Genomic DNA, 14,435 nt, shown 5'->3' on the forward strand with positions numbered 1-14,435 from the left:
CCCCGGAATCGCATCGCTATACAGCCCCACATGTTCCGGCGTAGCTCAGCGGTAGAGCAGTTGACTGTTAATCAATTGGTCGTAGGTTCGATCCCTACCGCCGGAGCCATAAAAAGCCACCAAGCTCAATAGCTTGGTGGCTTTTTTGCTTTTCGGGCCGGTCACTCAGCCCTCTCACTGGGGCACAGTTCCGGGTACAATTGATCGCCAAGTTTCTGGCCCGAAATCTCACGGGCGTAGAGCGCACTGGCGACCCCGGTCCGCCCCAAACAAATCAGTACCCTCCACGCCCGCCACGCCCAGGTCGCACGCCGCCACACGCACCGCCCTGCCTTCGGCGGGCGGTTTCCTGTTGCAGTCGTCTCCCGCGGACCGCTATACGTAATAGTATAACATTACACACCACGGAGACCCAGATGCCCGCCACGGACCCCCGCCTGCCCGTCACCGTCCTGTCCGGATTTCTCGGGGCGGGAAAAACCACGCTCCTGAACGACGTCCTCAACAACCGCGACGGGCGCCGCGTCGCCGTCATCGTCAATGACATGTCCGAGGTGAACATCGACGCCGACCTCGTGCGCGACGGCGGGGCGGACCTCAGCCATACCGAGGAAAAGCTGGTCGAGATGACCAACGGCTGCATCTGCTGCACCCTGCGGGACGACCTGCTGATCGAGGTCCGCCGCCTGGCCGCGGAGGGGCGCTTCGACTACCTGCTGATCGAGAGCACGGGCATCGCCGAGCCCCTGCCCGTCGCCGCGACCTTCGACTTCCGGGATGCGGCAGGCGACAGCCTCAGCGACGTGGCGCGGCTCGACACCATGGTGACCGTGGTCGACACGGTGAACCTGCTGAAAGACTACGCCAGCCACGATTTCATCCGCGACCGCGGCGAATCCCTGGGCGAAGAGGACGATCGCACGCTGGTGGACCTTCTGGTGGACCAGATCGAATTCGCCGATGTGGTCGTACTGAACAAGGTCAGCGACGCGGGCCCGGAAAGGCTGGATGCCGCGCGCAAGATCGTCACCGCGCTGAACCCCGACGCCCGCATCGTCGAAACCGACCACGGCCGAGTAGCGCCAGAGCGGATCTTCGACACCGGCCTCTTCGATTTCGAGAAGGCGCATCTACACCCGATGTGGGCCAAGGAACTCTACGGGTTCGAGGACCACGTGCCCGAAACCGAGGAATACGGCGTGTCCTCCTTCGTCTACCGGGCCCGCCGCCCCTTCCACCCGCAGAAGATCCATGACGCGCTCAACGGTGACCTGCCCGGGGTGATCCGCGCCAAGGGGCATTTCTGGATCGCCACGCGGCCCGACTGGCTGGCGGAGTTCTCGCTCGCCGGGGCGTTGAGCAGCGTGCGACCGCTCGGCAACTGGTGGGCCACCGTGCCCGAGGCGCGCCGCCCGGATCATCCGCAGGCCCGCGCCTATCTCGCGCAGCACTGGCAGGAGCCCTTTGGCGACCGCAGGCAGGAACTGGTCTTCATCGGCGCGGGCATGGACCGGGCCGCGATCACGGCCACGCTCGACGCCGCACTGGTGCCGGAGGAGGAGTTCGCACCCGATCTCTGGGCGGATTTGCCCGATCCCTTCCCGGGCTGGCGGCGTGCCCCGCAGGCCGCGTGATGCCCGGCGCACCGGCGGAGACATGATGCACAGGCGCGACACGAACACACGCAGCACCCTGCGGCGCAGACGGCGGCGCGGGGATGCGATGGCGGCCTTTGACCGGCTGCCGGTCGCTCTGCGGCACTGGCTGGCGCAGGCCGCCCTGCCCTGGTCCCCGTCCTCGGCGCTGCGGCTCTGGACCCGCGCGCTGCAGGCCCACGGTGGGGATGCCTCTGCCGCGGCCCGTTACCTGTCACGGGTCGAAAGCGCCCTGCTGGCCCGCGACGGGCCCGCGATCTGGGGCGTGGCCCCTCGCGGGGCGCGGACGGGATCCTAGGGCTGACTTGCCATCCGACAGTCCGCAGGTACAGACACGACACAGGCCCTCGGTAGTCCCCGGGGGCTTTTTTCTTAAGGTCTCAGCGGCTCAGGACGAACCGCCCGCAGTCCCGCTGCCGCCCGGGCGCGCGGTCATGAACGGCGGGGCCTCCCCGCCAAGCGCCGCGAAGTCCCGGCGCAGCGCCTCTTCGTCCAGCCCGGTGCCGATCAGCACCAGCCGGGTCTGGGCCAAGCCATCGGGCCAGCCCTCAAGCCGCCGGGTCGGATAGAGGCGATGCCCGACGCCATGCACCACGGCCGGGCGGGACGGGTCGTCCCGCAGCGCAACCAGCCCCTTGATCCGCAAGAGCCCCGCCTCGGGCGTGGCACTCACCCGGTCGAGGAATCCGCGCAGGTCGGCCTCTTCGAGCGGCGCATCGCGGGTCAGCGGCACGGCAAGGACACGGCCATGCCGGTTCAGGTCATGAAACGCCCCGCCGTGGGCATGCGCCCCGGCAGAGGCCTCTGCCGCCAGCCAGCGGGTCACGTCCTCGCCCTTGCCGAAGGCCTGATAGCTGCCCGCCTCCAGAAGGCTGGCCGGATCGAACCCGGGGTCCGCGGCATCGTGCAGACGGGCCGCGCCGTTGATCGCGCGCAACCTGTCGGGCCAGTCGCCGACGGCGCCGGTTTCGGTGTGGGTCAGGATGACATGATCGGCAAAGGCGATCTGGCGCAGGCTTTCCGGATGGGCCGCCAGCGCGGCGCCGATGCCCTCCACGTTCACAAGGGTGATCACCCCCGACAGGCGGAAGGCCCGCGCCACCGCGTGATCGGCCCAGGACCGCGCGTCGATGCCGCCGGGGATCAGGCTGTTGATGATCGGGGCCGGATCGGCAAGGCCCGTGGTTTCGACGATGACGCGGCTGAAGGGCGGCAGCGCGCCCGTCTTGCGCCCCTGCAGCAACTGGTCCAGCGAGGACCGCAGATCGCTGCCCACGGTGCAGCAGATACAGCCCGCGGTGGTGACCATGGGCTGTTCGCGCCCCTCCCGGACCAGATCGTGATCCACCGGGACCAGCCCGAATTCGTTGATCACGAGGGCAGTGTCCTGCAATGCCGGATCGTCCATCAGCCGGTTCAGCAGGGTCGTCTTGCCCGCGCCGAGGAACCCGGTCAGCAGGTAGACGGGACATTGCGCCTTGGGGGAGATCATGCTGCCGCTCCTCTCGTCCTGTCGCGGATCTGCGGGCCGCGCCGCTGGCTTTCAGGCAGGGGCCGCGCCGGACCCGCGGGTTTTGCCATGGTCCGGGGGTGGGCGAAAGCCCCCATCGCCCCGGCGCAGGACCGGCAGCGGGCCGTCAGAGAAGCAGGCCACGCGACCCGCCGGCGAGTTATTTCCGCCGATCCCGAAGGCCCCATTGAGAATGCCCCATTGACAGGCCGCTGGATTTCCGGCCCTTTCCTTCCATGGATATCGAAATAGCAGCGCGACAATTGCAGGCCCTGGGCAACACGACCCGCCTGCAGATTTACCGGACCCTCGTGCGGGCGGGCCACGGCGGCCTGCCCGTGGCGCAGGTGCAGGCCCGGGTCGACCTCCCTGCCTCGACCCTGTCGCATCACCTCAAGACGCTCATCCAGCAAGGGCTCCTGCGGCAGGAGCGCCGGGGCACCACGCTGATCTGCCATGCAGAATACCCGGCCATGACGGCGCTGCTCGGCTTTCTCGGGGACGAGTGCTGCGCCGATGAAGGCTGCGCTGTTCCTCTGCCGGAGCAACAGGCAGAATGACCCGCGCGACCCTCCGCACGATCTCTGCCCTCGGCGTGGTCGAAATTTTCGCATGGGGCAGCAGCTACTACCTGATGGCCCCCCTCTCTGCCGCGATTGGCGAAGACACCGGCTGGAGCCTCGGCTTCCTCTCGGGCGGTGTCTCCCTCGGGCTGCTCGTCTCGGGGCTCAGCGCCCCGGCCGTCGGGCGTTGGATCGGACGCACCGGCGGACGGCAGGCGCTCTCGGCTGGCATGGTCTGCCTTGCCGCCGGGCTCGCGCTGCTGGGGCTGGCGCAGTCGCAGGCAGCCTATCTGCTTGCGTGGATCGTCCTCGGCTTCGGCATGGCGGCCGGGCTCTATGACGCGGCCTTCTCCGTCCTCGGCAGCGCCTTCGGGCGCGATGCCCGTGCGGCGATCACCCAGCTGACGCTCTGGGGCGGCTTTGCCAGCACGGTCTGCTGGCCGCTCTCCGCCTGGATGGTCGAGGCCTTCGGCTGGCGCGCGGCCTGCTTTGGCTATGCCGCGCTGCATCTGTGCGTGACGCTGCCGCTCTGCCGGTATCTGCTGCCGCGCGCGCCCGGCGACGGCGGCGGCGCGGCCGCCGGGGCCGCCACCGGCCCGGCCCCGGTCAGCGGCACCGATCTGCGGATGCTCTGCATTGTCGCCACCGGGGTCACGCTGACCATGCTGGCCACGATCTTCTCGATCCACATGGTCACGCTGCTGGGGGCGCAGGGCTATACGCTGGCCGCGGCGATCGGGCTTGGCACGCTGCTGGGGCCGTCGCAGGTGGGCGCCCGTGTGATCGAGATGCTGGGCCGCGGGCGCCATCACCCGATCTGGACCATGATCGCCAGTGCGACGCTGGTGCTGATCGGGATGGCCACCCTCTCGCTGGGGCTTCCGGCAGTGGCGGCGGTGGTGGCCTACGGGGCGGGCAACGGGCTCTGGTCGATCACCAAGGGCGCCCTGCCGCTCGCGATCTTCGGGCCAGAGGGCTATGCCCCGCTGATGGGACGCCTTGCCCGGCCCATGTTGATCGCGGGCGCCGTGGCGCCGCTGATCGGGGCCATGCTGATCGACGGGCTGGGGCCCGACCGGACGCTGGCGTTGCTGGCCGCCTGCGCCCTGCTGCCGGTGGCGGCTTCGGGGCTGCTCTACCTGCGGCTTCACAGTACCGGCGCGCAGCGGGTGGTCTGACCCCGCCCGCGCCAGCCCTGCCTTGCGGTCAGAGGGTGCGCACCAGCCGCAACGCGTCATAGATCGCAGCGTGGGTGTTGCGGGCCGAGACCGCATCCCCGATCCGGTAGAGCCGGAAGGCCCCGTCCGGGTTGGGCGCCATCGCCTGCCCCTGCCCGGCCACCAGCGCCTCGTAGTCCACCTCGCCCAGATTGGACGACAGCGGCTTGAGCGCGAAGTAGAGCTCATCCAGCGGCAGCGTGCCGTGGTTCACCACCACCTGATCCACCCGCCGCTCGCGCATGACCGCGCCATAGTCCGACCCCAGCACCGCCAGCAGCGCGTTGCCCTCGCGCCGGACTTCCCGCAGACGCCATGTGACGGTGAAGGTCGTGTCCAGCTGTTGCAGCGACCGCATGAAGGGCACGAGGTTCATGCCCATGACCTCGGGCGCAAAGGCCCGGTCCGGCGTCACGATCTCGACCCGCGCGCCGCTCTGCGCGATCGCCTCTGCCGCCTGCAGCCCCGCCGCATCGCCCGCATCGTCGAAGACCAGCACCTCGCGGCCCGGCTTCACGTCGCCCGACAGGATGTCCCAGGCCGAGACGACAAGGTCATTGCCCGCCTCCAGCACCTCCGTATCGGGCAGCCCGCCGGTGGCGATGATCACCGCGTCGGGTTCGGTCTCCAGCACCTCCGCCTCCTCGGCATAGGTGTTGAAGCGGAAGGTCACGCCCAGCTTCTCGCATTGCTCCATGCGCCACGAGATGATCGCCCCCATCTCGCGCCGCCGCTCCTGCAAGGCGGTCAGCCGCACCTGCCCGCCGGGCGCGTCCGAGGCCTCCAGCACCGTCACCTGATGGCCCCGTTCCGCCGCGACGCGGGCGGCCTCCATGCCGCCCGGCCCCGCGCCCACCACGGTGACCCGCAGCGGCGCCTCGGCCCGGGCGATCGCATGGGGCTGCGACACCTCGCGCCCCGTGGAGGGGTTGTGCATGCACAGCGCCATGCCGCCCTGGTAAATCCGGTCGAGACAGTAGTTCGCCCCGACACAGGGGCGGATGTCCTCCTCGCGGCCCTCGACGAGTTTGCGCACAAGATGCGGGTCGGCGATATGGGCCCGCGTCATGCCGACCATGTCCAGCTTGCCGCTGGCGATGGCATGGCGCGCGGTGGCGAGGTCGGGGATCTTGGCGGCGTGGAAAGTGGGGATCTGGGTGGCGGCCCGGATCTCTCCGGCGAAGTCGAGATGCGGCGCGTTGCGCATCCCCTGCACCGGGATCACGTCCGTCAACCCGGCGTCGGTGTCGATATGGCCGCGGATCACGTTGAGGAAATCCACCATGCCGCTGTCCTTCAGCCGGCGAGAGATCTCCAGCCCGTCGGTCTTGGTCAGCCCGCCGGGCAGGTCCTCGTCACCCACGTAGCGGATGCCGACGATGAAGTCCTCGCCGCAGCGCCGCCGCACCGCGCGCAGCACGTCGAAGGTAAACCGCAGCCGGTTGTCGAGGCTGCCGCCATAAGGCGCGTCGAGGTCATTGGTCAGCGGCGACCAGAAGGCATCCATCAGGTGGCCGTAGCTCTCGATCTCGATCCCGTCGAGGCCCGCCGCCTTCATCCGCTCGGCGGCAAGGGCGTAATCCTCGATGATCCGCGCGATGTCCCAGTCCTCCATCCGCTTGGGGAAGGCCCGGTGCGCCGCCTCGCGGGCATGGCTGGGCGAGACGACGGGCAGCCAGTCGCCCTTGTCCCAGCGGGTCCGGCGGCCAAGGTGCGTCAGCTGGATCATCACCGCGCAGCCCTCGTCGTGGCAGGCATCGGCGAGCTGCTTCATGTGGCCCACCACCTCGTCCTTCCACGCGAGGATGTTGTTGAAGGCGGGCGGGCTGTCGCGCGCGACACTGGCAGAGCCCGCCGTCATGGTCAGCGCGATACCCGCCCGGGCGCGTTCGACGTGATAGGCCCGGTAGCGCTCCTTCGGCATCCCGTCCTCCGGGTAGGCCGGTTCGTGGCTGGTGATCATGATGCGGTTCTTCAGCGTCAGGTGCTTGAGCTGGAACGGCTGGAGCAACGGATCATTCGTCATCGGCATCATCCCTCGAAAAGCCACGCAGACGGGTTCGGGAAACGCTCCGAAAAAATGTACAGTTGTGTCAAGAAATTTGTAGGCGTTGGTCTTGGTTGCGATATGCAACGCTGAGAGAGGACAGCCAAAGGTGGGTGTGGCGAAGATGGAGATGACAACTGAGTCAGCGCCTTACGGGCCAAACCTCACCCAACTGGACAGAACCGCACATTTTATGGACAATAAGACCACCCGAGCGCCTTGCAGGATGGCATGACCGACGATTCCCCCTCTGACCGCGGCTGGCGCGGCTCCCCCGATCTCTGGCTCGACGCGGCGCAGGCCGTGCTCGTCGAGAAGGGCGTGGAGGCGGTCAAGATCATGACGCTGGCGGACCGGCTCGCGCTGTCGCGCACCAGCTTCTACTGGTTCTTCAAGGACCGGGGGCAGCTGCTGGCTGCCCTTCTCGACCGGTGGGAGGCGGCCACCACCCGGCACCTCGTCGCCGCCACGCAGGAGTATGCTGCGACCGAGACAGAGGCGATGCTGAACGTGATCAGCACCTTCCTCTCTGACAACAGTTTCGACAGCGGGCTGGAACGGGCGGTGCGCTCCTGGGCACAGCAGGACGCGGGCGTGCTGGCCCGGCTGCAGCAGGCCGATGCGGACCGGCTGGCGGCGCTGCGGGACCTGCTGGAACGCTGGGGCCATGCGCCCGACGACGCGGATGTGCGGGCGCGGACGGTCTACCTCGTGCAGGTGGGCTATATCTCGATGCGGGTGACGGAGCCGCTGGAAGAGCGCCTCGCCCGCTTCCCGCATTACGTCGAGATCTACACCGGCACCCGCCCGCCGGCGCAGGAAATGGCCCGCTTCGAGGCGCGCATCGGCTATCGGCGCGCGCAGGACGGCCAGCCCTGACCGGCGGAGCACCGCGGACAGCGATCACAACCCGACTAAGACAGCCCCGCCCCCTTGCTGCCCGGCGCGTGGCGCACTAGGCAGCGCCCCGTGCGCGGACGCCCTCTCCCGGCGGATCCCGGCACCAATAACATCATGAGGATCGGCTGAAGAATGCGACTTGCCCTGTGCCAAGCCGCCCCCACCGGGGGCGATGTCGAAGGGGCCTTTGCCCGGATGGAACGAATGGCGCGCGCCGCAGCCCTCGGCGGTGCCGATCTGCTGCTGCTGCCCGAGCTGTACCTGCCCGGCTACAACCGGCCCGGGCTGCATGGCCCGATGGCACAGCCTGCCTGTGGCGAGTGGATCGCCCGGGCGGCGGATATCGCGAAAGCGGCCGGCTGCGCGATCTGCTTCGGCTTTGCCGAAAAGACGCCCGAGGGCACCCGCAACAGCGCCATGGTCCTGTCGGCCGAGGGCGAGCGGCTGGCGCTCTACCGCAAGGTGCAGCCCTTCGGCGCGATGGAAGAGGCGAACTTCACCCCCGGTTCAGGCTATGTCGCCTTTGACTTCAAGGGCCGCCGGCTGGGCCTGCTGATCTGCTTCGACATCGAATTCCCGGTCCATGCCCGGCGCCTTGCCGTGGCCGGGGTCGACCTGCTGCTGGTGCCCACGGCCAATCCCGCCGCCTATCCCCACGTGCAGGACCTGCTGGTGCCCGCCCGCGCGGCCGAAAACGGGATCACCGTGGCCTATGCGAATTATACCGGCGACGACGCGGGCCTCGCCTTCGGCGGCGGCTCTGTCATCGCGGGGCCGAGAGGCGAGATCCTTGCCCGTGCGGGCAGCGGCGAGGCACTGCTGATCACCGATCTGCCGGACCCCGATGCCAGCACGGCGCTCCATGCCCCGGCCGCACAGGAACGGGGCGACATTTCGGGCCCCTGAAGCGCGCCCCTCAGGCCGGGCCGAATGCCCGCCTGAAACGAAAAAAGGCCGCCTGCACGGGCGGCCTTCTCTATCGAGACCGGTGCGCGCCGGTCAGGACAGCGACGGCCCCGCCCCCTCGACCCGCTTCACGAGGTCAACAAGCTCCACCAGCGAGCGCACTTCCAGCTTTTCGAGGATACGCGCGCGGTGGTGGTCCACGGTACGCGGGCTGATGCCCAGCTGGTTGCCGATCTCCTTGCTGGAGACCTCCGCCGGGTTGGCCATCATCATGGCGACAAGCTCTTCTTCCCGCGCCGTCAGCCGGTCGAGCCGCGCGCGGAATGCGCGCTGCACCTCCAGCGCCTCGCTGCGTTGGCTTGCGATCTCAAGCGCGGCCTCGATCCGCTCCACCAGCACCGACTGGCGGAAGGGCTTTTCGAGGAAATCGACCGCCCCGCCCTTCATGGCCTGCACCGATTCCGGCACGCCGCCGTGGCCCGTGATGAAGATCAGCGCCAGCGGGCTGCCCCGGCGGTTGAGCTCGGCCTGAAGCTCCAGCCCGTTCATCCCCGGCATCCCGTAGTCGAGAACGATGCAGCCTGACGTCTGCTCGTCATATTCCGAGAGGAAAGTGGCGGCGGAGGCATAGGGCACCACGTCGAACCCGCGCTGCCCCAAGGCGCGCGTCAGCGAACTGCGAATGTCCTGATCGTCGTCTACCACGTAGACGACGGATGTCCTGTCCGTCATCGGACCCCCGAGAAACGCGTCCCACCACTCTGCGGCGCAAGCTAACGGATCGGCCGCGCCTCGGTAAGTGGCCCGCGGCGGGTAATGCCCCGAAAAGTCACCTTATGACGCTGCGGCGGTTTGTCTCGTACGAATGTCCGATGCCGCCCCGGTCAGGCAAGCGCCACGGTGAAGTGGAAGGCCGCGCCCCCGTCCGGCGCCGGCGTGTGCCAAAGCGCGCCGCCATTGGCCTCGATGATGGACTTGCAGATCGACAGGCCCAGCCCCATGCCGTTCACCTTGGTGGTCTCGAACTCGGAGAAGAGCGTGATCTCGGGGTCCACCCCCGGCCCGGTGTCCGCGACCGAGACGGTGACGCGGTTGCCCTCGACCTGCGCCTGCACCCGCACCTGCTTCACCTCGCCCGCCCCCTCGGCCACGGCCTCGATCGCGTTGCGCATCAGGTTCACCAGCACCTGCGCGATCTGGATGCGGTTCGCGCTGACCGCGGGCAGCGCCCCGATCTCCGAGATCACGGCAACGCCCGCCACCCGGGCCTCGGCCATGACCAGCCGCCGGGTCTGCTGCACCAGTTCGCCAAGGTCGAAGGCCGTCTTCATGCCCTCGTCCCGGCGGATGAAGCCGCGCAGCGCCTTGATGATCTCGCCCGCGCGCATCGACTGATCCGCGATTTCCTCCAGCGTGTGGCGCAGTTCGGGATCGGCCCCGGCCATCTGGTCGATGGCGAAGAGCGCGCTGTCGGCGTTCTGCGCAATGGCGGTCAGCGGCTGGTTCAGTTCATGCGCCAGACCGGCGGCCATCTGGCCCATCGTGTTGTCGCGCGACAGGTTCGACAGGTCCTTGGAGAGTTCGGCAATCTGCTCTTCCGCCCGTTTGGCGTGACTGATGTCATCCATTGTCAGGACGAAATGCAGCGGACGCCCCTCCTGGTTGAAGCTGAGGATCGCGTTGACCATCGTCCAGATGGCAGAGCCGTCGTGCCGCAGGCAGCGCATCTCGTGGTTGATCTCGCGCGGGGTGGCGCCGGTATCGGCCGCGGGCAGCAGGAAGGGCGGATCGGCCGGGTCGGCCAGATCGGCAAAGGTCATCTGCTCCAGCTCCGCCTCGGAATAGCCCGTGATCTCGCAGAACTTGTGGTTCACCCGCAGGAAGCGCCCGCTGCCCGCATCCATCTGCGCCATCCCGCGCGAGGACAGGGCAAAGGTCTGGCCGAATTCCATCTCGGTCTCGCGCCGCCGGGCGATCTGCTGCATCAGCGTGCGGTTGGCGTTGTCCAACTCCTCGTAGGTCTTGGGAGAGGGTTCCGACGGGTCGACCTCGCCCTGCGCGATCAGGGCCGAGCGCACGGCGAAGGCCCGAACGGGGCGGTAGATGTAATTCGCAAGCGCAAGACCGAAGAGCCCGGTCACCACCGCGACGACAGCCGCGATCCAGATGTTCTGGAGCCGGTTTTCCTTGATCACCTCGGTGAAGTCGCTTTCCAGCGCATAGGCCGCGATGGTCCAGGGCAGATGCTCGCTGATCGGCGGCATGATGACCGAGACGTAGGTCTCTCCGCCATAGGTGAACTGGCTCAGGGTTTCCTTGGGCGTCGGCACCGTGCCGTCCGCCTTCAGCCCCGAGAAGGCCGCCTGCGCGATCGGGTCCTCGAACTGGGTAATGTCCACGAACCGCAAGGTGCCGTCGGCGTCCTTGGTCTTGAGCAGCTCCTTGTTGGGATGCGCGATCACGTCACCGTTCTGGTGGATGATCAGCGCCCGCCCGGTCGAGCCGATGCGCAGCCGCGCCAGGAAATCCGAGATCGCGCTGATCTCGATATCGACGCCCACGATCCCGCGCACGGTGTCGGTGCCATCCATCACCGGCGAGGCCAGCGTGATGCCCGGCTGCTGGGAGGAGAAGAAGATATAGGGATCGGTCCAGATCGTGGTGAGCTGCGCGCGCGCCCGCTTGTACCAGGGCCGCGTGCGCGGGTCATAGGTGTCGTCGGGATCGAAGCGGCGCTCGATCACGTTGAAGTCGTCATCGCGCCAGATCAGCTCGGTGCTGCGGGTGTCCCCCTTCACGCGGATGATCTTGGTCCGGAACGGCCCCGGCGCAGAGGCATCCGCCCGCATGACATAGACGAACTCGCCATCCTCACTGCCGTGGTAGACACCGGCGAACTGCGGGGCGAGCTGCAGTTGCTGGAACAGCAGCTGCTCCAGCAGTTCGGGCACGTCACTGGCGATCACCCGGTCCTGCGCCAGCCGGGCCGACAGCTCCGCTGCGCCCCGTGCCGGGCTGAGGAAGCCGCGGGAATGTTCGATGGTGTTGGTGCCCACGTCGCTGAGCAGGTCGCGGGCGTGATCCAGCAGGGCGCGTTCCGAGGTCACGTAGGACGAGAAGACCACCGCGAGCACAGCCATGAACTGCAACCCGGCCAACCCGATCGCCAGCAATGCCCCCAGTGAATTGCGCATGTCCCGCCCGTTCTTGCCACGGGCCTCCCCCGCCTTCCAAGGGGTCTCACAATCGTCCCCGCCGGGCAACGGAAATGGCCCCGCCCGGCATAGGCAATATTACGCAGGCAATCACACCAATATCACGCGGATGTTTGCTGTGGCAGTCTGCATCTTGTCGGAGGAGACGGCGTAACAACATCCCGTTAAGCACCTGATCTTCCGGCCTATTTGAGAGAGACCTTTTTAGCGGCGCGTGTGAGTGGTGCGTCCATAGGATCCACTTTTTTGAATGCCGGTGTCGGGATCCCCACCTGATGCCGGCATTCTTTTTGCCCTACTGCCCTCTTTTGCAGCCCGCCTAGCCCCACATGGAGCGCATCCTTGCCGAGACGTCGATCTTCGGCGGGGCCTGACGGGCCTGTGACGCCCCTTGGGTGGGTGACCAGTGCAGCGCCTCGAAGCGGTCGAGGATGCCGTTCGGGATGAACCTCGTGCGCATGGCATAGACATGCCGGTCGCCGTTGCGCGTCTGCTGGGTGACGTAGAATCGCAGCGGCAGCCCCAGCGTCAGCCGGTCCTTGGCCCGCGTCATGGCGACGTAGAGCAGCCGCCGCTCCTCCTCCAGCTCATGGGTCGATCCGGTGCCGAGGTCGGAGGGGATGCAGCCATCCACCGCGTTCAGCAGGTAGACCGATTTCCACTCCTGCCCCTTGGCGGAATGGATGGTCGAGAGGATCAGGTAGTCCTCGTCCTTCAGCGGCACACCGGCCTGATCGCTGGTGGCGTCGGGCGGGTCGAGCGTCAGCTCGGTCAGGAAGGCCTCGGCCGAGGGGTAGCCCTGGGCGATCTGCTCCAGTTGCAGCAGGTCGGCGCGGCGGGCGTCGGCGTCCTCGTGGATGCGTTCAAGATGCGGCTCGTACCACGCACGGGCCTTTTCCAGCGCCACCGGCCATGCGGTCTGCCCCGCCATGGCGGCGACGAAGCCGGGCCAGTCGGCGCGGGCCTTGGCGGGCGGCGTCACCGCCTCCAGCGCGGTCAGCGGATCGGGCGTAAGGTCGAGCGCGTCGAGCACCCGCCCCGCCGCCTTGGGCCCGATGCCGGGGATCAGTTGCAGCACCCGGAAGCCCGCCACACGGTCGCGCGGGTTGCGCGCCAGCCGCAGCACCGCCAGCAGGTCCTTCACATGGGCCGTGTCGAGGAACTTCAGCCCGCCGAATTTCACGTAAGGTACGTTGCGGCGGGTCAGCTCGGCTTCCAGCTGGATCGAATGGCTGGCGGTGCGGAAGAGCACTGCCTGATCCTTCAGCCGCGTGCCCGTCTCACGATCCTCCAGCACCCGGTCAACGATGTAACGCGCCTGCTCCGCCTCGCTGTTCACCGTGACGAGGCGCGGTTTCTCGGCGCTCTCGCGTTCGGTCCAGAGGTCCTTGGTAAACCGTTCGCGGGCCTCGGCGATCACCGCGTTGGCGGCGGCCAGGATCGGCTGGGTGGAGCGGTAGTTGCGATCCAGCGTGACGACCCCCGCGGGCGGATCGAACTGGCCGGGAAAGTCGAGGATGTTGCGCACGGTCGCGGCCCGGAAGGCATAGATCGACTGCGCGTCGTCCCCCACCACCGTCAGCCCGCGCCCGTCGGGCTTCAGCCCCATGAGGATACGCGCCTGCAGGCGGTTGGTGTCCTGGTATTCGTCGATCAGCACGTGGTCCCATTCCGCCCCGATCCAGGCGGCGAATGCGGGATCGGCCATCACCTGCGCCCAGGCCAGCAGCAGGTCGTCGAAGTCGAGGACGTTCTGTGCCTGCTTGGCCTCCACATAGGCGCCGAAGAGGGTTTTCAGCTCCGCCTCCCAGCGGGCGCACCAGGGGAAATGCTCGCGCAGGACCTCGGCCAGCGGCTCCTCGGCGTTGACCACGCGGGAGTAAATCGCAAGGCAGGTGCCCTTGGCCGGGAAGCGCGTCTCGGTCTGGCTGAGGCCCGCCGCGTGGCGGCAGAGGTTCATCAGGTCGGCGCTGTCTTCGCGGTCGTGGATCGAGAAATCGGGATGCAGGCCGATGACCTCGGCGTTGTCGCGCAGGATGCGGGCGCCGATGCCGTGGAAGGTGCCGGCCCATGTGAGCGCCTCTGCCGCCACGGCCGAGCCCATGGCCTGCGCCGTGATCCGCTCGACCCGGCGGGTCAGCTCCACCGCCGCGCGGCGCGAGAAGGTCATCAGAAGGATGCGCCGGGGATCGGCGCCCGAGGCCAGCAGATGCGCCACCCGATGCGCCAGCGTGTTGGTCTTGCCCGAGCCCGCCCCCGCGATCACCAAGAGCGGCGCGCCGGGCGTGGCATCCGCCGGGCCATGGGTCACGGCGGCCCGCTGGTTGTCGTTCAGTTTGTCGAGGTATCCTGCCTGCGCCATCCCTGCCCACCGATGGTTTGCGTTTTGCGTTTTGCGGCAGGATAGCGTTAAGAGAACATA

11 protein-coding genes and 1 tRNA gene are annotated in these 14,435 nt (G+C 68.1%); 7 read left to right on the forward strand and 5 right to left on the reverse strand.

What is annotated here, in order from left to right; translation table 11 throughout:
- Positions 1–34: 34 nt before the first annotated feature.
- The 3 genes from LCM32_RS05990 to LCM32_RS06000 all read left to right on the forward strand — a co-directional run bounded on the left by LCM32_RS05990 (position 35) and on the right by LCM32_RS06000 (position 1,953).
- Positions 35–109, forward strand: a tRNA-Asn gene (locus LCM32_RS05990).
- A 307-nt stretch (positions 110–416) separates the two neighbouring features.
- Positions 417–1,634 (forward strand): zinc metallochaperone GTPase ZigA, encoded by a 1,218-nt coding sequence (gene zigA, locus LCM32_RS05995; protein ID WP_224820152.1) that lies wholly within the window; start codon positions 417–419, stop codon positions 1,632–1,634.
- A gap of 25 nt (positions 1,635–1,659) precedes the next feature.
- A complete protein-coding gene (locus LCM32_RS06000) occupies positions 1,660–1,953 on the forward strand; it encodes a DUF6525 family protein (RefSeq protein WP_224820470.1) in 294 nt (97 codons plus the stop codon).
- Positions 1,954–2,043: 90 nt separating this feature from the next.
- Here LCM32_RS06000 and LCM32_RS06005 read toward each other — a convergent pair whose 3' ends face one another.
- On the reverse strand, positions 2,044–3,147 hold the full coding sequence (locus tag LCM32_RS06005) for a CobW family GTP-binding protein (RefSeq protein WP_224820153.1): 1,104 nt from the start codon (positions 3,145–3,147) through the stop codon (positions 2,044–2,046).
- A gap of 254 nt (positions 3,148–3,401) precedes the next feature.
- Between LCM32_RS06005 and LCM32_RS06010 the strand changes: the two genes are divergently transcribed.
- Together LCM32_RS06010 and LCM32_RS06015 are read left to right on the forward strand one after the other, a co-directional pair.
- The gene (locus LCM32_RS06010) at positions 3,402–3,725 is read left to right on the forward strand and encodes an ArsR/SmtB family transcription factor (RefSeq protein ID WP_224820154.1); all 324 of its coding nucleotides are present in this window, start codon (positions 3,402–3,404) and stop codon (positions 3,723–3,725) included.
- Positions 3,722–4,906, forward strand: a complete 1,185-nt coding sequence (locus LCM32_RS06015) for an MFS transporter (RefSeq protein ID WP_224820155.1) — start codon at positions 3,722–3,724, stop codon at positions 4,904–4,906. Before LCM32_RS06010 ends, LCM32_RS06015 begins: the two co-directional genes overlap by 4 nt.
- Before the next feature lie 28 nt (positions 4,907–4,934).
- On the opposite strand, the gene hpbA is transcribed toward LCM32_RS06015, so the two are convergent.
- The gene (gene hpbA, locus LCM32_RS06020) at positions 4,935–6,971 is read right to left on the reverse strand and encodes an N-methyl-L-proline N-demethylase HpbA (RefSeq protein WP_224820156.1); all 2,037 of its coding nucleotides are present in this window, start codon (positions 6,969–6,971) and stop codon (positions 4,935–4,937) included.
- A 252-nt stretch (positions 6,972–7,223) separates the two neighbouring features.
- On the opposite strand from hpbA, the gene LCM32_RS06025 reads away from it, so the two are divergent.
- Both LCM32_RS06025 and LCM32_RS06030 read left to right on the forward strand, forming a co-directional pair.
- Entirely contained in the window at positions 7,224–7,871 is a 648-nt protein-coding gene (locus LCM32_RS06025; RefSeq protein WP_224820157.1) for a TetR/AcrR family transcriptional regulator, read from the forward strand.
- 153 nt (positions 7,872–8,024) lie between these two features.
- Entirely contained in the window at positions 8,025–8,798 is a 774-nt protein-coding gene (locus tag LCM32_RS06030) for a nitrilase-related carbon-nitrogen hydrolase (RefSeq protein WP_224820158.1), read from the forward strand.
- 93 nt (positions 8,799–8,891) lie between these two features.
- Here the strand turns inward: LCM32_RS06030 and LCM32_RS06035 are convergent, their stop codons facing one another.
- The 3 genes from LCM32_RS06035 to LCM32_RS06045 form a co-directional block, all read right to left on the reverse strand.
- Positions 8,892–9,530 (reverse strand): response regulator transcription factor, encoded by a 639-nt coding sequence (locus LCM32_RS06035; protein WP_224820159.1) that lies wholly within the window; start codon positions 9,528–9,530, stop codon positions 8,892–8,894.
- A 152-nt stretch (positions 9,531–9,682) separates the two neighbouring features.
- A complete protein-coding gene (locus LCM32_RS06040; protein ID WP_224820160.1) occupies positions 9,683–11,992 on the reverse strand; it encodes a sensor histidine kinase in 2,310 nt (769 codons plus the stop codon).
- Positions 11,993–12,332: 340 nt separating this feature from the next.
- Positions 12,333–14,375 (reverse strand): ATP-dependent helicase, encoded by a 2,043-nt coding sequence (locus tag LCM32_RS06045; RefSeq protein WP_224820161.1) that lies wholly within the window; start codon positions 14,373–14,375, stop codon positions 12,333–12,335.
- Positions 14,376–14,435: the final 60 nt, after the last annotated feature.

The sequence above is a fragment of the Pseudooceanicola nanhaiensis genome, from assembly GCF_020171315.1.
GTDB classification, from domain to species: Bacteria; Pseudomonadota; Alphaproteobacteria; order Rhodobacterales; family Rhodobacteraceae; genus Pseudooceanicola; species Pseudooceanicola nanhaiensis_A.